The sequence below is a fragment of the Pseudorhodoplanes sp. genome, assembly GCF_059499825.1.
Genome location: NZ_JCABZI010000001.1, coordinates 585,246 through 607,214, shown reverse-complemented (window position 1 = coordinate 607,214; position 21,969 = coordinate 585,246). Strand labels below are relative to the sequence as shown.

At 65.1% G+C, this 21,969-nt stretch carries 16 protein-coding genes; 6 read left to right on the top strand and 10 right to left on the bottom strand.

All coding sequences use genetic code 11. From position 1 onward, the window contains the following. Position 1: 1 nt before the first annotated feature. The 8 genes from hcrB to AC5I5I_RS02890 all read right to left on the bottom strand — a co-directional run bounded on the left by hcrB (position 2) and on the right by AC5I5I_RS02890 (position 12,348). Positions 2–1,021 carry a 4-hydroxybenzoyl-CoA reductase subunit beta gene (hcrB, locus tag AC5I5I_RS02925; protein ID WP_495969664.1) on the bottom strand — a complete coding sequence of 340 codons (1,020 nt, stop codon included), beginning with the start codon at positions 1,019–1,021 and terminating at the stop codon, positions 2–4. 4 nt (positions 1,022–1,025) lie between these two features. Next, positions 1,026–3,398, bottom strand: coding sequence for a 4-hydroxybenzoyl-CoA reductase subunit alpha (gene hcrA / locus AC5I5I_RS02920; RefSeq protein ID WP_495969662.1), 2,373 nt, complete (start codon positions 3,396–3,398; stop codon positions 1,026–1,028). Beyond that, positions 3,395–3,877 carry a (2Fe-2S)-binding protein gene (locus tag AC5I5I_RS02915; protein WP_495969660.1) on the bottom strand — a complete coding sequence of 161 codons (483 nt, stop codon included), beginning with the start codon at positions 3,875–3,877 and terminating at the stop codon, positions 3,395–3,397. The genes hcrA and AC5I5I_RS02915 overlap by 4 nt, the downstream gene beginning before the upstream one ends. Before the next feature lie 251 nt (positions 3,878–4,128). After that, complete coding sequence (locus AC5I5I_RS02910; RefSeq protein ID WP_495969658.1) at positions 4,129–4,551, bottom strand: acyl-CoA thioesterase; 423 nt, start codon at positions 4,549–4,551, stop codon at positions 4,129–4,131. Between the two features lie 67 nt (positions 4,552–4,618). Continuing rightward, the gene (locus AC5I5I_RS02905; RefSeq protein WP_495969656.1) at positions 4,619–8,209 is read right to left on the bottom strand and encodes an error-prone DNA polymerase; all 3,591 of its coding nucleotides are present in this window, start codon (positions 8,207–8,209) and stop codon (positions 4,619–4,621) included. Continuing rightward, on the bottom strand, positions 8,206–9,876 hold the full coding sequence (locus AC5I5I_RS02900) for a Y-family DNA polymerase (protein ID WP_495969654.1): 1,671 nt from the start codon (positions 9,874–9,876) through the stop codon (positions 8,206–8,208). The genes AC5I5I_RS02905 and AC5I5I_RS02900 overlap by 4 nt, the downstream gene beginning before the upstream one ends. Further along, entirely contained in the window at positions 9,794–10,585 is a 792-nt protein-coding gene (locus AC5I5I_RS02895) for an ImuA family protein (RefSeq protein ID WP_495969652.1), read from the bottom strand. Before AC5I5I_RS02895 ends, AC5I5I_RS02900 begins: the two co-directional genes overlap by 83 nt. Before the next feature lie 176 nt (positions 10,586–10,761). After that, the gene (locus AC5I5I_RS02890; protein ID WP_495969650.1) at positions 10,762–12,348 is read right to left on the bottom strand and encodes a sensor histidine kinase; all 1,587 of its coding nucleotides are present in this window, start codon (positions 12,346–12,348) and stop codon (positions 10,762–10,764) included. Between the two features lie 174 nt (positions 12,349–12,522). On the opposite strand from AC5I5I_RS02890, the gene AC5I5I_RS02885 reads away from it, so the two are divergent. The 4 genes from AC5I5I_RS02885 (at position 12,523) to AC5I5I_RS02870 (ending at position 16,848) form a co-directional block, all read left to right on the top strand. Then, the gene (locus tag AC5I5I_RS02885; protein WP_495969648.1) at positions 12,523–13,944 is read left to right on the top strand and encodes an MFS transporter; all 1,422 of its coding nucleotides are present in this window, start codon (positions 12,523–12,525) and stop codon (positions 13,942–13,944) included. Between the two features lie 75 nt (positions 13,945–14,019). Continuing rightward, the gene (locus tag AC5I5I_RS02880) at positions 14,020–15,024 is read left to right on the top strand and encodes an ABC transporter substrate-binding protein (protein WP_495969646.1); all 1,005 of its coding nucleotides are present in this window, start codon (positions 14,020–14,022) and stop codon (positions 15,022–15,024) included. 208 nt (positions 15,025–15,232) lie between these two features. Next, on the top strand, positions 15,233–16,024 hold the full coding sequence (locus tag AC5I5I_RS02875) for an ABC transporter ATP-binding protein (RefSeq protein WP_495969644.1): 792 nt from the start codon (positions 15,233–15,235) through the stop codon (positions 16,022–16,024). Between the two features lie 59 nt (positions 16,025–16,083). After that, positions 16,084–16,848: an ABC transporter permease gene (locus AC5I5I_RS02870; RefSeq protein ID WP_495969843.1), complete on the top strand. Its 765-nt coding sequence runs from the start codon at positions 16,084–16,086 to the stop codon at positions 16,846–16,848. 706 nt (positions 16,849–17,554) lie between these two features. Here the strand turns inward: AC5I5I_RS02870 and chrA are convergent. Both chrA and AC5I5I_RS02860 read right to left on the bottom strand, forming a co-directional pair. Then, positions 17,555–18,886, bottom strand: a complete 1,332-nt coding sequence (chrA, locus tag AC5I5I_RS02865) for a chromate efflux transporter (protein WP_495969642.1) — start codon at positions 18,884–18,886, stop codon at positions 17,555–17,557. Between the two features lies 1 nt (position 18,887). Further along, positions 18,888–19,700 carry a chromate resistance protein ChrB domain-containing protein gene (locus tag AC5I5I_RS02860; RefSeq protein ID WP_495969640.1) on the bottom strand — a complete coding sequence of 271 codons (813 nt, stop codon included), beginning with the start codon at positions 19,698–19,700 and terminating at the stop codon, positions 18,888–18,890. A gap of 187 nt (positions 19,701–19,887) precedes the next feature. Between AC5I5I_RS02860 and AC5I5I_RS02855 the strand changes: the two genes are divergently transcribed. Both AC5I5I_RS02855 and AC5I5I_RS02850 read left to right on the top strand, forming a co-directional pair. Then, entirely contained in the window at positions 19,888–20,787 is a 900-nt protein-coding gene (locus tag AC5I5I_RS02855; protein WP_495969638.1) for a DMT family transporter, read from the top strand. Between the two features lie 159 nt (positions 20,788–20,946). Continuing rightward, positions 20,947–21,969, top strand: a complete 1,023-nt coding sequence (locus AC5I5I_RS02850; protein WP_495969636.1) for a thiamine pyrophosphate-dependent dehydrogenase E1 component subunit alpha — start codon at positions 20,947–20,949, stop codon at positions 21,967–21,969.

Below are 21,969 nucleotides of genomic sequence, written 5' to 3'. Positions count from 1 at the left end.
ACTAGCCCTGTTCGAACAGGGTCGTCACCAGCCGGCGTGCCAGCACCGAAGCGACGCGGCGGCGATAATGCCCCGGCGTGAAGGTGGTCTTCATCGCCATGATCTGGTCGCGGACCAGATCGTCGAGACCCTTGTAGAAGGCCTCATCCAGCGGACCGCCGCATAAGTCCCGCGTACCGGTGAGCAGCACCGGACGCGGATTGGTGCCGGTGAAGGCAACGCGCAGATCGGCGAGCGTGTCGCCCTCGCGCTTCAGCGCCACGGCAGCGCCCGCCACCGGATATTCGATCGAGCGGCGGATGCGGATCTTGCCATAGGCCGAGCGCAGTCCGGGCGTGTTCTTCGCGCGCACCGCGGTGACGATCTCGCCCGGCCGCAGCGCAAGGAAAAACTTGCCGTCGCCTTGCGTCTCCGTCACCGGAATGTCCTGCCGGGCAAAGCCGATATAGATATCGTTGAGCGGCACCGTGCGCCGTCCCTCCGGGCCCGCAAGATCGACTTCCGCGCCGAGCGTGAGAAAGGCCGGCGCCAGATCGCCCGAGAACGTCGCAAAGCACACGCCGCGGCTTTTCGGCGCGACATGGCACATGGTGCCGGTGGTCTTGAGGCAGTGATTGTTGGCGTCGCGCCACCATTCGCTCTGATTGTAATAGATGCAGCGGGTATCGAGGCACAAATTGCCGCCGACCGTGCCCATGATGCGATGCGTCGGACCCGCGATCTCGTGTGCGGCCTGCGCCACCACGGGATAATGCGCGCGCACCTGCGGATGCTCGGAGAGTTCGGCGAGCGTCACCGAGGCGCCGACCTCGATCCCGTTCGCATCGGCTTTGATCGCGCGCAGTTCGGCGACATTATTCATCTCGATCAGGACCGACGGCGCGACGATGCCGCGCCGGATATTGACGGTGAGATCGGTGCCGCCGCCGAGCGGCCTTGAATCGGGGTTCGCGGCGCGCGCCTTCAGCGCTTCGTCGAGGCTGCCGGGGCGGAGCAGCGAGAATTCGGGCAAGGCGTCCATGTCATCAGCCCCCGTTCTTCTTGCCACGCGCTTCGGCGCGCTTCTTCTTCTCGATCGCCTCATAGACGCGATCCGGCGTCATCGGCAGATCGTTAAAGCGGATGCCGATCGCGTCATGGATTGCGTTGGTCAGCGCCGGAAGGAATGCGGCAAGCGAGCCTTCGCCCGCCTCCTTGGCGCCGAACGGCCCGTGCGGATCGTTGCTCTCGACGATGAAGGTCTCCATCGGCGGCGAGTCCTGGATGGTCGGCACCCGGTAATCCAGCATGTTGCCGGTCACCATCAGGCCTTCGTGATACCCCACTTCCTCGCTCATCGCCTGGCCCATGCCCATCCAGACGGAGCCCTGCACCTGGCCTTCGACGCTGAGCCGGTTGAGCGCCTTGCCGCAATCATGCGCGACCCACACCTTGTCGACGGTCACGACGCCGGTGTCCTCGTCGACGGTGACCTCCACGACCTGAGCCGAATAACTGTAGCCCATGGTGCCGCCGATGGCGGAGCCGCGATATTTCTTGCCGCCATGCGATTCAGGGATGGTCGAGTAATTGCCGGTGACGGTGATGGTGCCGGAATCTTTCAGTGCTTCGACCACGACCTCCTCGAAGGTCGCGCCCTTGTCCTGTGCGCCGGCGCGATAGACCTCGCCGAGGCATTCGATATCTTCCGGCCGCGCATCGAGCTTGCGTGCCGCGGCCTTTATGAAGAGGGCTTTCAGATTGCGCGCCGCATCGATCGCGGCATTGCCGACCATGAAGGTCACGCGCGACGAATACGAGCCGTTGTCCTTCGGCACCACCTCGCTGTCGCCGGTGACCACGCGCACCCGCGACATGTCGAGGCCGAGCACCTCGGCGACCGCCTGAACCAGGATGGTGGATGAGCCCTGGCCGATATCGGCGGCGCCGGACATCACCACCAGCGAGCCGTCGAAATCGACCTTGATCTTCACCGTGGCATGCGGCTCGCCGGTCCAGTTCACTGGCTTTGAGGCGCCGGAAATGTAATGCGAGCAGGCCATGCCCAAGCCTTTTTTCAGGCTCGTCTTGCCGTTGCCCAGCCTGCCTTTCCGGGCTTTCCAGCCGCTCGCCTCTTCCACCAGGTCGAGGCATTCCGGCAGGCCGTAGGAATTGATCATCAGGTCGTTGTCAGTGAAGGTCGGCGCGTGCAGCAGGTTGGCGCGCCGCACGAGGAACGGGTCGATCCCCATCTCGTGCGCCATCTGGTCGAGCAGGCTCTCGAACGCGAAGCGCATATCGACGGTGCCGTGGCCGCGAAACGCGCCGCAGGGAGGCGTGTTGGTCAGCACGCGCTTGCCGACATACTTGACGTTCTTGAGATCGTAGATCGCGTACAGCATCGAGCCGGCATAGAGGATCGTGACCACGCCGTAGCCAGAATGCGCACCGCCGCGCTGGATCGCCTCGCATTCGACGCCGGTGATGCGACCATCCTTCTTCAGGCCGATCTTCAGCTTGATATCGGTTTCGGGCCGGCCGCGATGGGTGATGAAGGTCTCCTCGCGGTTGACGACCGTGCGCACAATGCCGCCCGCCTTGCGCGCCAGCAGCGCGGTGATCAGCTCGACATTCAGCGTCTCGGTGCGGCAGCCGAAGCCGCCACCGACATGCGGCTTGATCACGCGGATGCGCGACATGTCCATGTCGAGAATGTCGGACAGCATCATGTGCACGTAATACGGCACCTGGGTCGAGGCATGCACGGTGATGCGGTCGCGCACCGCGTCGTAATCGGCGATGGCGGCGTGCATCTCCATCTGCACCTGGCAGACTTCCGGGCAATTGTAGACGCCCTCGCGCACCAGATCGGCATCGGCAAAGGCATCGTCGACATTGCCGAGTTCGAAAAACACGTCGCGTTCGAGATTGCCGGGCTTCTTCTCGTGCAGTTGCACGGCGTCAGGCGCCAGCGCGTCCTGCGATTTGTAATAGGCGGGGAGTTCGCGCGCCGTCATCTTGATCCGCCGGATCGCCTCGCGCGCCGCCGCGTCATCGACCGCAGCCACCGCCGCGACCGGTTCGCCGCGATAGCGCACCTTGCCGCGCGCCAGCGGATGTTCGCTGCGCGCGATCGGCAGCACGCCGAAGGTCTTGTCGCAATCGGCGCCGGTGACGATCGCCTTCACGCCGGGGACTTTCAACGCTTCGGAGATATCGACGTCGAGAATCTCGGCATGCGAATAGGGGCTGCGATAGATGCGGCCAGCCAGCATATTGGGTGCGAGAATGTCGGCAGTGTATTTGGCGCGGCCGGAGACCTTTTCCGGTCCGTCCACCAGCGGCACATAATCGCCGATATTGTGCGACGGCACGACCTCATGCGCGAGCGCGTCGCGTGCGGGAACCGGCTTGTTCATGGCGCGACTCCTTCGGCCTTCAGCCCCGCGGCGTATTTCACCGCCTCGATGATTTTCACATAACCGGTGCAGCGGCAGATGTTGCTGCCCAGCGCCTCCAGGATCTCGTCGTCGGTCGGGTTCGGATTGCTGCGCAGGAGGCCGACCGAGGCCATGATGAAGCCCGGCGTGCAATAGCCGCATTGCGAGCCGAGCTTTTCGTGGAAGCCGCGCTGCACCGCCGAGAGCTGTCCGTCATGGCCGAGCGATTCCACGGTCTCGACCTTGCGGCCGGCGGCGCTGGCCGCGAGCGTCAGGCAGGACAGTACCGGCTTGCCGTCGACCAGCACCGTGCAGGCGCCGCATTCGCCGCCGTCGCAGCCGGTCTTGGTGCCGGTCAGCCCGGTGACTTCACGCAGGTAGTCGAGCAGCAGCAGGTTGTCCTGGACCGCGTCCACGCGCTTGCGGCCGTTGAGCACGAGCTCGAGCAGTCTCGCCATCGATGCGTTTCCCGTGGTGCGTTTCCAGCAGTCGTTTCTTGGCCGGCCGGTGGTCCGGCGCGGTGTTTTGAATCGCTACAGTGTAATAGTTTGATCCCCAACTATGCAATCCGGAGAGCCGGGAATCGCTGGCCACTTTTTCGCGCAGTCGTTCCGCTCGCGCACGAGCCGGACCCGCGTCGGTGGAAAAATGCCTGGTCTGGATGCGTTCTGGCGAAGCGGCCGTCCGCGGCGGTCCGGAAGCGCCCCGCTCAGGGCGTCTTGAATTTCGCGATCACGTCGGCGGGGATCGGCTTGGTCTTCAGCTGGCCGTGCTCGTCCAGCATCGCCCAGACGCGGGTTTCGGAACCGTCGACCGCGAGTTGCCCATCCACGAAGATGCGATGGCAGACCTCGAAGCTGGACCGGCGGATCTCGCCGACCCAGGAATGCATCTCGACAACGTCGCCGAATTTCGCCGGCACCATGAATTTGGCGCGCGCATCGACCAGCGGCACGCCGAGGATTTCGAAGGTTTTTGCCATCTCCTGCGGCTTGACGCCGAGCGCGGCCTCGAACAGGTGCCAGCTCGAGGTATCGAAAAATTCGAAGAAGCGGCTGTTGAAGACGATGCCGGCCGGGTCGCAATAGGCCCAGTCGATGGTGAAGTGCCGCTTGTTGACGAAGTCGCCCACTCAGGATGCTCCCGTTCGGAACCGGCGCATTCGATGCCGCAGCGGGAGGGGTTGTGTCAAATGGCCCTCAATGAAAATTCCGCCCCTTCGGCATCACCTTGTGCATGGCGATCAGGTCCTCGGCCAGTTCCGGCTGCTCGCGCAGGAGGCGCACCAGCGCATCGCCGCGGCGCGGATGCGCGCCCTTGGCGAGATTCTTCGCCGAACGGTTGCCGGGCTCGGGGCGCTTGACCTCGTCGCAGCGGGCGAGCGACTCGATGCTCGGCCCATGCTCGGACAGCCGGCCCAGCAGCGGCGTCAGATCGTCGATCTGCTCCGCCACCACATGGATCACGCCCTTCTCGTTCTGCAGCCGGCCGGTGACGCCGACGAGACGCGCGCCAAGCACCACCGGACGGAAGGTCTCGAAGGTCTTCGGCCATACGATGGTGTTGGCGATGCCGGTCTCGTCCTCCACCGTCATGAAGATCACGCCCTTGGCGGTGCCGGGCCGCTGCCGGATCAGCACGATGCCGGCGATGCTGACTCTGCGCCCGGACGATGTGCGGGTGAGCGTCTCGTTGCGCAGGATGCCGCGGGAATCGAGATCGGCGCGCAGGAACGACACCGGATGCGCGCGCAGCGACAGCTTCAGGTGCCGGTAATCCTCCACGACCTGTTCGCCCGGCAGCATCGGCGGCAGCGCGACATCGGGCTCCATCTCCGGCATGACGACGCGCGCGAATAGCGGCAGGTCGTCCTTGTCGCCGGATCTGTGCAGCGCGCGGATGGTCCAGAGCGCATCGCGGCGCGACAGCCCGAGCGAGCGGAACGCGTCGGCATTGGCGAGCGTCTCCAGCACCGAGGGACGCAAGCCGGTGCGCAGCCACAGATCGCGGATCGAATCGTAGCCCGCGCCGCGCTTCTCCTCGACGATGCGGCCATCTGTTTCCGACAGGCCGCTGATCTGGCGCAGCCCCAGCCGCAGCGCATGGGTGGTGCGGATGTCGTCCCGCATCGAGGCATGGCGGGTATGGAGGTTTGAGACGCGCCGCACGCACTCTTCCTTACCCTCCCCCCACGCGTCAGCGTGGTGGGGAGGGTGGCTCCGAGCGAAGCGAGGAGTCGGATGGGGGGTGCCTCCTCGATTTTGATTTGAAAGGCCCCCCACCCCCGGCCCCTCCCCACCGCTTCGCGGGGGGAGGGGAGAAGTAGGCTCCAGCGTGCAGTCCCAGTCCGATGCATTGATGTCGACGTCGCGCACGCTGACGCCGTGTTCCTGCGCGTCGCGCACGATCTGCGCCGGCGCGTAGAATCCCATCGGCTGGCTGTTGAGCAAAGCCGCCGCGAACACATCCGGGTAATGGCATTTCAGCCAGCACGAGGCATAGACCAGATTGGCGAAGCTCGCCGCATGGCTTTCCGGAAAGCCGTATTCGCCGAAGCCCTTGATCTGCTCAAAGCAGCGCTCGGCGAATTCGCGCTCGTAGCCCTTCGCCACCATGCCATCGATCATCTTGCGCTGGAACGTGCCGATGGTGCCGACCCGGCGGAACGTCGCCATCGCGCGGCGCAGCTTGTCGGCCTCCGCCGGCTTGAAGCCGGCCGCCACGATCGCGATCCGCATCGCCTGTTCCTGGAACAGCGGCACGCCGAGCGTCTTGCCGAGCACCTGTTCGAGTTCGTCGGCCGGCCAGGGCGGCGCCGGCGACGGATAGGTCACGAGATGCGGCGCCTCGCGCCGCTGCAGATAGGGATGCACCATCTTGCCCTGGATCGGACCGGGCCGCACGATCGCGACCTCGATGACGAGATCGTAGAATTTTTCCGGCTTCAGCCGCGGCAGCATCGACATCTGCGCGCGGCTTTCGATCTGGAACACGCCGACGGTGTCGGCGCGCCGGATCATCCGGTAGGTCGCATCGTCCTCGTCCTGCATCGAGAGGTCGCGCGGTTCATCGTAATGCACGCGCAGGAAATTGAACGCGCGGCGCAAACAGCTCAGCATGCCGAGTCCCAGCACGTCGACCTTGAGCAGGCCGAGCGCGTCGAGATCGTCCTTGTCCCATTCGATGACGGTGCGATCCTCCATCGCCGCATTCTCCACCGGCACCACTTCGTCGAGCCGCGTGCGGGTGATGACGAAGCCGCCGACATGCTGCGACAGATGCCGCGGGAAGCCCTGCAATTCCTGCGTCAGTTGAAGCGTCATCTGCAGCCGCGGGTCGGACGGATCGAGGCCGGCGCGGCGCACTTCCTTTTCGGCGATGCCGTCCATCGACCAGCCCCACAGCGTTGCGGCCAGCGCCGACACGACATCCTCCGAAAGCCCGAAGGCCTTGCCGACTTCGCGCACGGCGCTGCGGCCGCGATAGGAGATCACGGTGGCGGCAAGGCCGGCATGTTCGCGGCCGTATTTTTCGTAGATGTGCTGGATCACCTCCTCGCGCCGCTCGTGCTCGAAATCGACGTCGATATCCGGCGGCTCGCGCCGCTCGGCCGACACGAACCGCTCGAACAACAGATCGACGGTGTCGGGGCTGACATCGGTGATGCCGAGGCAATAGCAGATGATCGAATTCGCCGCCGATCCCCGGCCCTGGCACAGGATCGGCTCTTCTCGCGTGCGGGCGAAGCGGACGATGTCATGGACGGTGAGGAAGAACGGCGCATAGCCGAGTTCGCCGATCACCTGCAATTCGTGATCGAGCGCGCGCCGCACTTTCGGCTTGGGCCCGTTCGGGAAGCGCCGTGTCATGCCGGCTTCGGCCAGCGCGATCAGCCGCTCCTGCGGCGTGCCGTGATGCGCTTCATGCGGATAATCGTGCTGCATCTCGTCGAGCGAGAAATGGCAGCGTGCGAGCAGGACTTGCGTCTGCGCCAGCGCATCCGGATACAGCGCGAACAGGCGCGCCATTTCCTGCGGCGATTTCAGATGACGCTCGGCATTGAGCGACAGCAGCCGCCCGCCCTGGTCGATGGTGACATGCTCGCGGATGCAGGTGACGATGTCCTGCAACATGCGGCGCTCCGGCACATGATAGAACACGTCGTTGATCGCGATCAGCGGAACGAAGCCATCATGCGCGATCTGGGCGAGCCTGCGCAGCCGGCGGGTATCGTCGCCGCGATAGAGAAAGCCTGCCGCCAGCCAGACCGAGCGCTTCGATGCGTGCTGCGTCAGTTTTCCGATCAGCGCCGTCAGCCGCGCGGCGTCGATGCGCGCCGGCGGCATGACGATGAGATTGAGGCCCTCGGCTTTGTCGAGCAGGTCGGCCAGATTGAGGATGCAATCGCCCTTCTCGGCGCGCCGCTTGCCGAGCGAGAGGAGCCGCGTCAGCCGTCCCCAGGCGGCACGGTTCGACGGATAGGCGAGAATGTCGGGCGTGCCATCGGCGAAAACGAGCCGCGCGCCAACCGCAAGCTTCAGCTTGCGCTCCTTCGCCATCACATGCGCGCGCACCACGCCCGCGACCGAATTGCGGTCGGCGATGCCGATGCCGGTATGGCCGAGCAGTACCGCCTGCTCGATCATGTCCTCCGGATGCGAGGCCGCGCGCAGGAAGGAGAAATTGGTGGTGACGGCGAATTCGGTATAGGCGGGCGGCGGTGCCGTGCGCGCTTCAGCGCCTCTCGACGGATCGTTTGAGCGCGTGGGAAAATCGAGAATATCGCTCATGCGAAAATCCCATGCAGGAACCAGCGCGGCAGCGCCTGTCCCGCCGCATAGATGCCCTCGCGATAGAGCCAGACGCGCGCGCCCTGCCGCGTTTCGATCCGGAAATAGTCGCGGGCGAGCGCGCGGCCCTGCTCGTCGCGCCACCATTGCATCGCGATCCGCTCCGGGCCTTCGGCATGGGCGACGTCATGGGTGACGCGCCGCCATTTGAATTGCACCGGCGGACCGTCCGGCACCTGCGCATTGGCCTCGATCGGTTCGGGTCGCTCGAACAGCCGGATCGGCCGCGCCGGGATGTGGCTGTCCTGTACGAAATCATGCGAAGCCGTTTGAGCCTGCTGCCGCAGATGCGCCGGCGCGGCGACGCTCGCGAATTCCGGGATATGCGTGTCTTGCGGAACAAGACGCTGCACCCGGTCGGCGCCGAAGCGCGCAATCAGCCGGTCGACCAGATGCGCAGTCTCGCGCGCCGGATCGCCTAAAAGTCCGGTCTGAACAAGTCCGGCCTGCACCGGATCGAAATCCTCCACCGCGAGTGCCGACAGCCGGATCATGTCGAAGCCGAAACCGGGATCGGCCTCATCTCCGATCACCGCCAGCCGGTCGAGAAACAGCCGCCTGATGCGATCGGGATCGCGCAGCGGCTCGGAGGTGCCGATGTCGATGCGCGCCACCTTGCCGTCGGTGCGAAACAACGCGATCTGCAAACGCCGCGCGCCCTTGCCGTGCCGCTCCATCGCGCGAGCCAGTTCCTGCGCGAGATGAACGACGGTGCCGAGCACATCGTCTTCGCGTCCGATCGGATCGGCGAAGCGCTGCTCGGCCAGAAAGGACGGCAGCGGCAGACGCGGCACGATCGGCTCGTCCTCGCGGCCGAGCGCCTGATCGATGCGGCGCACGAAACCTTGCCCGAAGCGGGCGGCGAGCGGCGCGCGCGGCATGTCGATGACGTCGCCGATGGTCTTGAGGCCGCTTTGCGCAAGAGGAGCGGCGATCTTCGGATCGATGCGCAAGGCGGCGAGGGGAAGAGAGTGCAGTGTGGAGACGATACGTTGCGCATCTCCCTCCTCCGCTCGTCCCCGCGAAAGCGGGGACCCAGAATCGCGCAGCAAGGAGTCGCTGTAAGAGTTTGGATCCCCGCTTGCGCGGGAAGGAACGGAGTGTGAGTCCCGGTCAGAGACAGCAACGCCATATCGCGCCACCGCCCAGGCACATCCCGGCGTATCGGCAATCGCCGCGCGCGCATGGAATCCCTGCGCCGCCAGACGCCGCACCAGATCGCGTCGCAACGCTTCTTCGCCGCCGAACAGATGCGCGCAACCGCTGATGTCTAGGAACAAGCCATCCGGCGGATCGAGCCCGATCAGCGGCGTATAGCGGTCGCACCAGTCGGCGACATGCGCGAGCGTTGCCGCGTCGGCTGCGTCGTCGGCATCGATCGCCGCAAGCTGCGGATACATCGCGCGCGCGTCGGTGAGCGCCATCCCGGCGCGCAGGCCGAGCCGTGCCGCCTCGTCGTTCAGCGCTGCGATCTGCCGTGCCGACCGCACCGTTGCGACCACGGCCAGCGGCTGGCCGGCACGCTCAGGCGATTGCCGCGTCAGCCGGTCGGTCGGCAGGCGCCGCAGCCACAGCGACAGGATCCGCCTCGACGAATGCGAGCTCATCATGACTCCACGCAATACGAAAACCGCCGCAGGGACCGCGCCGGTTCTTCACCAGAGAGAGCAGGAAGGCGGTGGTGCCGACGCCGCCGAAAGCGTCGCGCGGCCCTGAGCTTGCCGCGACCTCCCAGCGCGTCATCGCGGCGCTCGGCGCCGATGTGGACCGATGCCGGAGCAGGAAACCGATGCCGTCATGGGTGCGGGCGGCGAGCGACAGCCGCCGCGTGGCGGTCAGGTCGGCGGCATCGTCCGGCATTTCGGCGATCACGCTTCCAATGCCGCGGCATTTGAGGGCTTCCTCCATCGCGAACAGCGCGTCGATCGGGCGCCGCGCCCGCAGCACCAGCAGCCGCCGCGACGGCAGCCCGAACAGATCGAGGCCGATGCCGTAAGGCGCACCGGCTTCGAACCGGGCCATGTCGGTCTGGATGAACAGCGTCTCCCGGCCGCCCGTACCCGCCCTGCCGGCACCCGCCTTGCCAGACAACGCCGCCAGCGCCAGGGCGAAGCCCGTCGCGGCGCCCAGATGGATGGGGGCGACAGGCGAGATGTCATGCAGGGCGCAGCGGGCGAGCCCGCCGCCCAGCAGGGCGTCCGGCCCGCCGAGCCCAAGCGACAGCGGGCGCGCAGCCTTATCATATTGATAAGACTGAGTATTCTCTATGGTCTGCCGGAGGCGCGCGAGCGCATCCGGGGCTTGCGCGCCGGTCATCAGCTGCTCCAGGAGCCTCGCAGGATAAGCGATAAGTTCTCTATTTGTTCTTATAGATTCCGGGCTTTGGTCCGCTTGGCAAGGAGAAAATGAGAAGGTTCCGGAGGAACAGGCTTGGAGGTTCGAAAGCCTCGGGTTCGCCCATCGAGGAGGATCACCCGCCAAGGGGGACCCTGTCACGCCACCGTCTTCGCCGCCGATTTCGTGTCGATCAGTTCCCGCAACGGCGCTTGCAGTTGGTATTCGAAACCCTCAGGCGCGTAGCGCACCTCGCTCTTGCCGGCCATGTCGCGCGGTGCGATGCGGCGCACCAGCAATTCGCCGAACCCCCTGCGCGTCGGCGTGTCCACAACCGGGCCGCCGCTCTCCTTCCAGTGCAGGTGAAACAGCGGATCGCCGCCGAGATTGTCGATCCACCATTGCAGCGTCACGCGTCCCTCCGGCACCGACAGCGCGCCATGCTTGGCGGCATTGGTGGCAAGCTCGTAGAGCAGGAGCGAGAAGGTCTGCGCGGTCCGCGCGCGCAACGCGATGTCAGGCCCTTCCATCTCGATGCGGCCGGCAAAGGGGAGGATATCGTCCGAGATCAGGCTGCGCAGGCCGACGCTTTTCCAGTCGCTGGCGGTGAGGATCGACATCGCCTTGGCCAGCGCCTGCAGCCGCCCTTCGCAGGTCTTCTGGATTTCCGACAGACTGAGGCCGGGCGTGAAACTGAGCCGCACCACCGCCTGCGTCACCGCCATCACATTGCGCACGCGATGGTTCAGTTCATGGATCAGGACTTTCAGCCGCTCCTCGGCGGATTTGCGCGAGGCGACCTCGTCCGACAGCAGCGCCGCGCGATGGGTGACGAAGCCCATGATGAACACGGCGCCGAGCGTCATCGCAATGCCGGCGCCCGCGATCCTCAATCCGCGCAGAAATCCTTCGCGCTGAAGGTTGCGCGGCACTGCATAGACGAATTTCAGTTCGCCCTGGCCGAAATCCATGGTCCGCTCGAACAGCGTCGGCCGCCCCATCTCGTTATCGGAGGGCAGGCTGAACAGCGGTTCGTCCAGCCCGTGCGAATAAACGTTGAGCGCGGTGCCGGCGGGGCTTTTCGCGTCGGCCAGCGCGGTCCGGAACAGCCGGTCGATCGGAAAGCCGAAGCCCATCACGCCGATGAAGCGGTCCTCGGCATCGAAGATCGGCGCATAGAGCAGCAATGCTCTGTCATCCGGCGCTTGCAGGAGCTGGACCGGCCGCGTGCGCGTCACCTCATGCGATTGCCTGGCTTTGAGGATCGCCGTCAGCCGGTCGGGAAAGGAACCGGCATCGATTCCGACCGCGAACCGGTTATGCGCAGGTGCGATATCGACAACCGGGAACATCGGCCGGTCGAGTGTCGCCGGATCGATCGGCTGTCCGTTGCCCGCGCGCAGGGTCGGATTGGGAGCGCCGGACGCCCGCAGAGAATCCAGCACCTGTCCGGCATCTGTGGCGTTGACTTCGGGGAGCCAGCCGACGGTGGCGAGATCGTCGGCCAGCCCGACCGCCCGCATGCCGAAAGTTCCAAGTGGCGTGGGTGTTCGCAGCGGCGGCGGGAGGAAAAACCGTGACACCGTCTTCGCCAGATTGGCGCGCTCCTGCAGATGCTCGCTCACCGCCGAGAAATGCGCATCCACCACCTCGCCGATGCGAAGCCGCTCCAGCGCGCGATATTGCTGCGACTCCTCGCGCGCGGCGTAGATGGACAGCAGCGCGCCGCCCACCGTCAGGAGCATGAGCAGGGCTCTCGATACCGTCCGCTGCGGTAAGGTCACGCGTTCGCGTCGTGGCATGAATCGAGGATTATCCGTCAGGCCCACCCTGCCGCCGCAAAGCGCCAGATTTTTGCGGAACCGTCCAGACAAAGATTGGTTAGAACCCCGGCCGTTGTGCACGGGACGCATGCCGAAATGAGCGAAGTTGTCGAGACCGACATACCTGCGCGGCTCGACCGGCTGCCCTGGAGCCGGTTCCACACGCTGGTGGTCGTGGCGCTCGGCATCACCTGGATATTCGACGGGCTCGAGGTCACGCTCGCGGGTGCGCTGTCGGGCGCTCTCAAGGACAGCCCGGTGCTGCAATTCTCCAACACCGATATCGGGATTGTCGGCAGCGCGTATCTCGCCGGCGCGGTGCTGGGGGCGCTGTTCTTCGGCTGGCTGACCGATCGCTTCGGCCGCAAGAAGCTGTTCTTCATCACCGTCGCCGTCTATCTCGTCGCCACCGGGGCGACCGCCTTCACCTGGAATCTCTGGACCTTCGCGCTGTGCCGCTTCTTCACCGGCGCGGGGATCGGCGGCGAATACGCCGCGATCAATTCCACCATCCAGGAACTGATCCCGGCGCGGGTGCGTGGCTGGACCGATCTCGTGATCAACGGCAGTTTCTGGATCGGCGCCGCGATCGGAGCCACCGGATCGATCATCTTGCTCAACCCGGCCATCATCGACCCGGAGACCGGCTGGCGGCTCGCCTTCCTGATCGGTGGTGTCCTCGGCCTGATCATTTTGTTCATGCGGATGTGGCTGCCGGAAAGTCCGCGCTGGCTGATGACGCATGGCCGCGCCGCGGAGGCCGAACGCATCGTCGCGGGCATCGAGGCGCGCATCCCGGCTTATGTCGCGCCGACAGAACCGCTGCCGCGGGTGCGGCTGCGGTCGCGCAGCCACACGCCGCTGATCGAAGCCGCGCGCGCCTTGTTCGTCATCCATCGCGATCGCGCCTGGGTCGGCCTCGCGCTGATGGCGGCGCAGGCGTTCTTCTATAACGCGATCTTCTTCACCTATGCGCTGGTGCTGACCGACTTCTTCGGCATCGCGGCCTATCAGGTCGGCTGGTACATCCTGCCGTTCGCGGCCGGCAATTTCCTTGGACCCGTCCTGCTCGGCCGCCTGTTCGATACGATCGGACGCCGGCCGATGATCTTCTTCACCTATCTGATGTCGGGATTGCTGCTGGCGCTGACCGGATGGCTGTTCATGGCAGGATACCTCACCGCGACTACGCAGACGATCTGCTGGATGGTGATCTTCTTCTTCGCCTCCGCCGCCGCTAGCTCGGCCTATCTCACCGTCAGCGAAACCTTTCCGCTGGAAGTCCGCGCACTCGCCATTGCGATCTTCTATGCCGTCGGCACCGGCGTTGGCGGCATCGCCGGCCCGATCGTGTTCGGCATGCTGATCGAAACCGGATCGCGTCCGACCGTGTTCGCCGGCTATCTGTTCGCCGCCGTGCTGATGATCGGTGCCGCCTTCGTCGCGCTGCGGTATGGCGTCGCGGCCGAGCGCAAGCCGCTGGAGCAGGTGGCGCGCCCGCTCGCAAGTCTGGATTGATCGATCGGTGCGAGGCTGGGCAAAACCGCCATCCTCGCCTATGTTCCCTTGCCGGGCGAAGCAGGGAATCCAACGATGCGAAGTTTGCTTTGGGGCGCGCTCTCGTTCGCGCTGCTGGTGCAGGCGAATCCGTCCGGCGCGCAGGCGCTGGACAAGATCACGTTCGGCACCAACTGGGTCGCGCAGGCCGAACACGGCGGCTATTACCAGGCGCTCGCCGACGGCACCTACAAGAAATACGGCCTCGATGTCACCATCCTGCCGGGCGGACCGAATGCCAACAACCGCATCCTGCTGCCGGTCGGCAAGATCGACTTCTACATGAGCGCCAATCTGCTGCAGGCCTTCGACGCCGTGGCGCAGAACATCCCGACGGTCGCCGTCGCCGCGAGTTTCCAGAAGGACCCGCAGGTGCTGATGGCGCATCCGGGGCAGGGCATCGACAAGTTCGAGGACCTGAAGAAGCTGACCATCCTGGTCTCGAAGGAAGGCATGGCCGGCTATTACCAGTGGCTGAAGAAGGATTACGGCTTCACCGACGCGCAGGTGCGGCCCTACACCTTCAACCCGCAGCCCTTCCTCGCCGACAAGAAAATGGCGATGCAGGGCTATGTCACCTCCGAACCCTATGCGGTCGAGACCCAGGGCAAGTTCAAGCCGGTGATCTTCCTCCTGGCCGATCAGGGCTTCTCGACCTATTCGACGCTGATCGAAACGCGGCGCGATCTGGTCGAGAAGAAGCCGGACCTCGTGCAGCGCTTTGTCGATGCCTCCGCGGTCGGCTGGGCCAATTACATCTACGGCGACAACAAGGCCGCGAATGAATTGATCAAAAAGCAGAACCCGGAGATGACCGACGAGCGCCTCGCCTATTCGATCGAGAAGATGAAGCAATACGGCATTGTCGACTCGGGCGACTCGATCAAGCTCGGCATCGGCGCGATGACCGACGCGCGCATCAAGGATTTCTTCGACAAGATGGCGCGCTCCGGCGTGCTGAAACCGGACCTGGATTACAAAAAAGCCTACACGCTGCAATTCGTGAACAAGGGCGTCGGCAACGATATCCGGCCGAAGTGAGTGGCGAAAGCACGTGACGTCTTGGTGCCGCGAGCGTGATCTCTCGTCCCTCTCCCCGTTCTTACGGGGAGAGGGTGGCGAGCATCGCAGATGCGAGCCGGGTGAGGGGCTCTGCCATGCGGACGCAGCCCCTCACCCGATTTGCTTCGCGCTGCTCGCAAATCAACCTCTCCCCGCAAGCCGGGAGAGGTGAAGAAAGACGCCAAGCGTGGAAGCACTGTCTTCAACAGCATCACCCCTCGTCTCCCTCCACAACGTGGGCAAGACCTTTCCGAACGGCGTCGTTGCCTTGCGCGATGCCAGCTTCTCCGTGCGCGAGCATGAATTCGTGTCGTTGCTCGGCCCGTCCGGCTGCGGCAAGTCCACCGCCTTGCGCATTCTCGCCGGCTTGATCGAACCCTCGGACGGCGACGTGGTGTGGCGCGGCAATGCCGCGCCCGATGGCGCCAGCGGAGATATCGGCTTCGTCTTCCAGGAGCCGACGCTGATGCCCTGGGCCAGTGTCGCGAGCAACGTCTATCTGCCGCTGAAGCTCGCCGGCATCAGCCGGTCCGAAGCCATGCCGCGTATCACGGAGGCGCTGGCGCGCGTCGGGCTCGCGGCTTTCGCTGATGCCTATCCGCGCGAATTGTCCGGCGGCATGAAGATGCGCGTGTCCATCGCCCGCGCGCTGGTGACCAATCCGAAATTGCTGCTGATGGACGAGCCGTTCGCCGCGCTCGACGAGATCACCCGCTTCAAGCTCAACAACGATCTGCTCGTGCTCTGGGCTGCGATGCGCCAGACCGCGATCTTCGTCACTCATTCGGTGTTCGAGTCGGTCTATCTGTCCAGTCGTATCGTGGTGATGACGCAGCGCCCCGGCCGCGTGCATGCGGAGATCGCGGTGGAAGCGCCTTATCCGCGCACCGAGGCGTTTCGCACCTCGCCGGAATATGCCGCGCTCTGCCGCACGGTGTCGGAAGCGCTGGTCGAGGCGATGGCCGAGGAGGCCGCATGACCACGCGGCCCGCCACGCGCGCCGAAGAAGCGCAGGAGCGCTCGCGCCGCGAACGTGTGATGCGCGGCGTGCTGCCGTTCGTGGCGCTCGGCTTCGGCATCCTCGTCTGGGATCTGGTGGTTCGCATCAACGACATCCAGCCTTACGTGCTGCCGTCGCCGGGCCTTGTATTCCGAACGCTCATCGCGGACTGGTCGCTGTTGTGGTCGTCGCTGCTGGTGACGCTGAGCGTGACCTTGCAGGCGCTGCTGCTGGCTTTCGTCGGTGGTGTCGCGCTGGCGATCGCCTTCAACAAGTCGCGCGTCGTCGAATATTCCTTCTATCCTTATGCGGTGATCCTGCAGGTGACGCCGGTGATCGCGATCGCGCCGCTGCTGCTGATCTATCTGCCGCAGCAGGCGGCGGTGCTGGCCTGTGCCTGGATCGTCGCGTTCTTTCCGGTGCTGGCCAACACCACGCTCGGGCTCAACTCGGTGGACCGCAACCTCGCCGAACTGTTCCGGCTTTATGGCGCGAGCGGATGGCAGGTGCTGCGCGATCTCAAGCTGCCGGCGGCGCTGCCCTATATGCTCGGCGGACTGAAGATCGCGGGCGGCCTGTCGCTGATCGGCGCGGTGGTCGCGGAAATCGCCGCCGGCTCTGCGGGCGCGGGCTCAGGCCTCGCCTATCGCATCGCGGAGTCCGGCTACCGGCTCAACATCCCGCGCATGTTCGCGGCGCTGATTCTGCTCTCGGTCGCGGGCGTGGTGATTTTCGCGGTGCTGTCGCTGATCTCGCATCTCGTGCTGCGACGCTGGCACGACAGCGCAGTGGGGGACTCGTAGTCTCCCTTCTCAGTTCACCTCGCTCAATGCGACGACAGCTCTCGTGTCCCGGGCGCAGCGCAGCGTGAAACGGTGCGCTGCAGAACCGGGACCCACGCAAAACTGGCGCACGCTACGATGGGTCCCGGCTCAGCACCGCACCATTACGCTTCGCTCCATGCTGCGGCGCGTCCGGGATACGAGGCCCAAAGATGCGATTCAGGAATAAAATCCTTATTTCCGCCATCTTCCTCTGATCTATTCCGTCTCATCCCGCCTCGTCCAAGGGGCGTCTGATCAGCGTCATGAGACGCGGGGCGGGATGCGGTGGCCGTTGTAAGGCGCAAGACGTGCGTCGTGCAGCGGAGGCCCAAGCTGCGATGATCCGGCTCACCGGCCGTGGGTCACCAGCGGAGGATACAAAGAAAGTCCGCCCGGCGATGCCGGTCAACGGTGTCTGTCCTCCGGGGTTGTCGCAGAGCAAGCCACTCACACCGCGCGCGGAACGCCGGAATCTTTCGGCGGTCCGTGGTGATTACAATCTCATGCGCTTACTCACTTCGCGCATGGGCCATGGGCTTGGCTGAAAGCCCGGCGTTCCGCGCGCCCTTGGGTTTCCAAGGGGATGAGGAATGCGAGTTGGAATACGGGCGCGCCCGCGCCGTCATAACAATAGGGCCGCACAAGCGCGTCCGCTGCAAAGAACAGGGCGGGCGGCGCTTTGTCTTCAAAACACCAATCTTACCGCGATCCCCAACGCCGCCATGATCGCCACGATTTCCACCAGTCCGCGATGGAAGCGGAACGCCAGCAGCGCCGCGATGACCGCGAGCGCCGCGGTCTTCAGGTCGAGCGCCAGCGGATCGAACGCATACCAGCGGAAGATGCCGGTGCGTTGCTCGGTGACATCTCCGAACAGCACATGCAGCGCGAACCAGACCGTCAGATTGAGGATCACGCCGACCACGGCTGCGGTGATCGCCGCCAGCGCTCCGGTCAGCATGCGGTTCGATCGCAGTTGTTCGACAAACGGCGCGCCGGCGAAGATCCAGAGCATGGAGGCCGAGAACGTCACCCAGGTCGTCATCGCGGCGGCGATCACGCCGGCGGTCACGGGTGTGAACGGCGCGGCGTCGCGATAGCCGGCGAGGAAGCCGACGAATTGCGTCACCAGAATCAGTGGGCCCGGTGTGGTCTCCGCAAGGCCAAGTCCGTCCACCATCTCCGCCGCGCTCAGCCAGCCCTGCTTGTCCACCGCCTCCTGCGCCATATAGGCGAGCAGTGCATAGGCGCCGCCGAAGCTCACCGTTGCAAGCTTCGAGAAAAAGATACCGATATCGACCAGCACGTGGGTCGGGCCCAGCAACAAGGCCGCGATTGCCACCGGTGCCCACCAGGCGAAGAGCCCGAACCCGATTGCGTTCGCCGCCTGCCTCCAGCGGCCGGGGACGGGCGGGGGATAGGTGCCATCGATCTTGATCGCGAGCAGATGCGGCGCCTGCCGCGCCACCAGATAGCCGATCAGTCCCGCGCCGATCACGATCAGCGGGAACGGCAGCGCCAGAAAGAAAATGCCAATGAAGGCAAAGGCCGCGATTGCGACCAGCACGTTGGTTTTGAGCGCGCGTTTGCCGATCCGGATCAGCGCCTCCACCACGATCACCAGCACCGCAGCCTTGATGCCGAACAACGCGCCCTCGATCAGCGGGACGCCCTGACCGAGCGCATAGATCAGGCTCAGGGCCAGCATCACGAAAGCGCCCGGCAGCACGAACAGGATGCCGGCTGCGATCCCGCCGCGCACCCCGTGCATCAGCCAGCCGGTATAGGTGGCGAGTTGTTGCGCTTCCGGCCCCGGCAGCAGCATGCAGAAATTGAGCGCATGCAGGAACCGGGATTCCTCGATCCACTTCTTCTCGTCGACCAGAACGCGGTGCATCAGTGCGATCTGGCCGGCGGGGCCGCCAAAGCCGAGGCAGCCGATCTTGAAGAAGGTGCGCAGGAATTCGGGAAAGCCGGGTGCCGCGTTCGCAGGAGCTGCTTGTTCTATGCTTGGCATGTCAGGCGGCTTTTGCGGGCCAGTTGTGACGCTCGGATGACGCGAAACGTAACCACGCAAACAGCGCGTCGTAAATTGCAAACCCGCTCCGAAGCAGGCCATGATCGTCGTCGCCGGCCAGTTCGGACAGACCGAGCGATACCGCATGCAGCCCGGCCGCTTCCGGTGCGAGATCGGGACGCGCGGTATCGGCGCCGCGCACGATCAGCGCGAGGCGTGCGAGCGAAGGCTCGTTTTCCAGACCGAAGAGTCTGAGAATGGTGTCGAACGAACACCGCTCGCCCTCATGCGACAGTTCCACGCCTTCGATATCGAATGGGATGGCGCCGGTTTCGCGAGCGACGTCGGTCACTTGCTGCGGATCGACAAACAGGAAGCGCGCCTGCGGATCGATGAAGCGGCGGATCAGCCACGGGCAGGCGATGCGGTCGATCTTCGGCCGCCGTCGCGTCACCCAGAGGCTCGGCGGGTTCGGAGCAAAGCGCCGGACCGCACCGCAATCGACCAGCGGCAACCCGGCTGCGCGCCATGCGTCAGTGCCGCCTGCGAGAATGGAGGCGTCGACGCCGCGTGCCCGCAACTGCGCCGCCGCCATCTGGCTGCGCTGGTGCCCATGGACACAGGCGAGCACGACGGCTCCGGAACTCTGCTCGAAAGTCCACGACGCCGCATCGCGCGGATCGCGCAGGATCGCGCCAGGCAGCAATCCGTTCGACGCGACGACGGCTTCAGGCTTGCGGACATCGACGACGACGGGCGCGGAGGACGTCCCGATCTTTCGCCACAGACTTTCGGGGGTGATTGAGAAATGCATAGGCCGACGCCTCCTCCGTCAAGGAAGGAGACGGTGCTTGGGCCTTGCGAGCCTTCGGAAACGCGGGGCGACCGTCGCAGGCCCCGCGACGGTCAGAGTAGGTCGGGATCTGGAGACTTGCAATGCCTGCGCATGGCCATTCCATTCGGCGCCTCGCTCCCACCGCCCAACTTGGGTACAGAGAAGGATGACATCAGGTCCGCAATCCACCGAATCCGACCAGATGCGGGCCCGGCTGACCGGTATCGGCCTGATGTGCGCCGCGGTGCTGTCGTTCGCCTGCCTCGATGCCATCGCCAAATATCTCAACGGCTATATGGACACGCTGCAGGTGGTGTGGGCGCGCTATACCGGCGCCTTCATCCTGACCCTGTTCATTTTCAATCCAGTGTCGCGGCCGGGGATGATGCGGACCACGCGGCCGGTGCTGCAACTCGTGCGCTCGGCCATGCTGCTTGGTTCGACCGTCACGAACTTCATGGCCTTCCGCTATCTGCAGCTCGATCAGGCGCTGGCGATCCTGTTCTCGACGCCGTTCCTGGTGGCGATCCTGGCCGGTCCGCTGCTCGGCGAATGGATCGGCTGGCGGCGCTGGGTCGCGATCCTGGTCGGCTTTGCCGGCGTCCTGCTGGTCACCCGCCCCGGCATCGGCGACGTGCATTGGGCCGCATTCTATTCGCTGGCGAGCGCGGTGTTCTATTCGCTCTATATCGTCGCCACCCGTGTGCTCTCGAAGACGGACACCACCGACACGACATTGTTCTATTCCAATCTGGTCGGCGCGGTGGCGATGCTGCCGGTGCTGCCGTTCGTGTGGACGATGCCGGACGATCCTTGGATCATTTTTCTGATGGTGGCGTTCGGGGCTTTCGGCAGTTTCGGTCATTACCTCCTGATCGTCGGCCACCGGCTGGCGCCGGCCTCGGTGCTGGCGCCGTTCATGTATACCCAGCTCGTGTGGGCCACTGCGTTCGGCTATCTCGTGTTCGGCGATGTGCCCAACCGCTGGACCCTGGCCGGCGCGGCGGTGGTGGTGGCCTCCGGGCTTTACCTTTTGCATCGTGAAAGAGTGCGCGGGACGGCATGACGCGGCGCCTCGCGTTTTTCGCATTTTTCCCCGGCGCGCCACCCTGCTATGGTCCGGCGCAAAGGCGCTCGCACGGCCAGGAAAAGCGGATACCGGTTTTCCGTCCGGCCGCGCGCCATAGGCAGCAATGCCAATAACGAGGAAGCCGCAAGGACCGCAATGCTGGACAAAGCCCAAGAGACAAAACCCGGCCTGAACGACGATATCGGCGAGGATACGCGGCTGGAATTGTTCCGCCTTCAGGTGCTGCTGCGGCAGGCCGAGCAGCGCGCCTTCGACCTGTTCCTGCAGAACCTAGTCAAGGGCACGAGCCATCTCTCGCTCGGTCAGGAAGCGGTCGCCGCCGGCTTTGCCGCCGCCATGAAGCCGGGCGACCTCTCATTCTGCACCTATCGCGGCCATGCCCACACGCTGGCGCGCGGCGTTCCGGTGGAGCAGGTGCTCGGCGAATTGATGGGCCGCGACAATGGCCTGATGCGCGGCAAGGGCGGCTCGATGCATCTCACCTCGGTGGAGCATGGGGTGATGGGCTCCTACGCCATCATCGGCGCGCATCTGCCGATCGCCTGCGGCGCGGCCTGGCGCGCTCAATACAAGGGCGATGGCGACGTCTCGGTCTGCTTCTTCGGCGATGGCACCACCAATATCGGCGCGTTCCATGAAGCGCTGAACTTCGCCGCGATCTGGAAGCTGCCGGTAATCTTCGTCTGCGAGAACAACCATTACATGGAATACACCCCGATCGGCGAGGTGACGGCGGTGCCGCATCCGGCCGCCGACCGCGCCTCCGCTTACGGGCTCGAGCGCATCATCGTCGACGGCAATGATGCCGACGAGGTCTATCGCATCGCGATGGCGGCCTATGCGAAGGCGCGCAAGGGTGACGGTCCGTCGCTGATCGAATGCATCACCTACCGGCACAGCGGGCATTCCCGCGCCGATCCGGCCAAGTATCGCCCCGAGGGCGAACTCGAGAAATGGAAGGAGCGCGATCCGATCAAGATCTATCGCGAGCGCCTGCTGGAATTCGGTATAGATCCTGACGTGATGACCAGCATCGAGGCCGGCATCCTGCGCGAGGTCGATGAAGCGACCGAAAAGTGCAAGGCCTCGCCGCCGCCGCCGCACGACATCATCCACACCGACGTCTATGCCGACGGCGGCTTCGCGTGGAGAAACTGA

Excerpts from the sequence above, each read along its gene's own strand:
- hcrB (WP_495969664.1), bottom strand. The coding sequence starts at position 1,021 with ATGGACGCCTTGCCCGAATTCTCGCTGCTCCGCCCCGGCAGCCTCGAC.
- hcrA (WP_495969662.1), bottom strand. The coding sequence starts at position 3,398 with ATGAACAAGCCGGTTCCCGCACGCGACGCGCTCGCGCATGAGGTCGTG.
- AC5I5I_RS02915 (WP_495969660.1), bottom strand. The coding sequence starts at position 3,877 with ATGGCGAGACTGCTCGAGCTCGTGCTCAACGGCCGCAAGCGCGTGGAC.
- AC5I5I_RS02905 (WP_495969656.1), bottom strand. The coding sequence starts at position 8,209 with ATGAGCGATATTCTCGATTTTCCCACGCGCTCAAACGATCCGTCGAGA.
- AC5I5I_RS02900 (WP_495969654.1), bottom strand. The coding sequence starts at position 9,876 with ATGAGCTCGCATTCGTCGAGGCGGATCCTGTCGCTGTGGCTGCGGCGC.
- AC5I5I_RS02895 (WP_495969652.1), bottom strand. The coding sequence starts at position 10,585 with ATGACCGGCGCGCAAGCCCCGGATGCGCTCGCGCGCCTCCGGCAGACC.
- AC5I5I_RS02890 (WP_495969650.1), bottom strand. The coding sequence starts at position 12,348 with ATGCTCCTGACGGTGGGCGGCGCGCTGCTGTCCATCTACGCCGCGCGC.
- AC5I5I_RS02885 (WP_495969648.1), top strand. The coding sequence starts at position 12,523 with ATGAGCGAAGTTGTCGAGACCGACATACCTGCGCGGCTCGACCGGCTG.
- AC5I5I_RS02880 (WP_495969646.1), top strand. The coding sequence starts at position 14,020 with ATGCGAAGTTTGCTTTGGGGCGCGCTCTCGTTCGCGCTGCTGGTGCAG.
- AC5I5I_RS02870 (WP_495969843.1), top strand. The coding sequence starts at position 16,084 with ATGCGCGGCGTGCTGCCGTTCGTGGCGCTCGGCTTCGGCATCCTCGTC.
- chrA (WP_495969642.1), bottom strand. The coding sequence starts at position 18,886 with ATGCCAAGCATAGAACAAGCAGCTCCTGCGAACGCGGCACCCGGCTTT.
- AC5I5I_RS02860 (WP_495969640.1), bottom strand. The coding sequence starts at position 19,700 with ATGCATTTCTCAATCACCCCCGAAAGTCTGTGGCGAAAGATCGGGACG.
- AC5I5I_RS02855 (WP_495969638.1), top strand. The coding sequence starts at position 19,888 with ATGACATCAGGTCCGCAATCCACCGAATCCGACCAGATGCGGGCCCGG.
- AC5I5I_RS02850 (WP_495969636.1), top strand. The coding sequence starts at position 20,947 with ATGCTGGACAAAGCCCAAGAGACAAAACCCGGCCTGAACGACGATATC.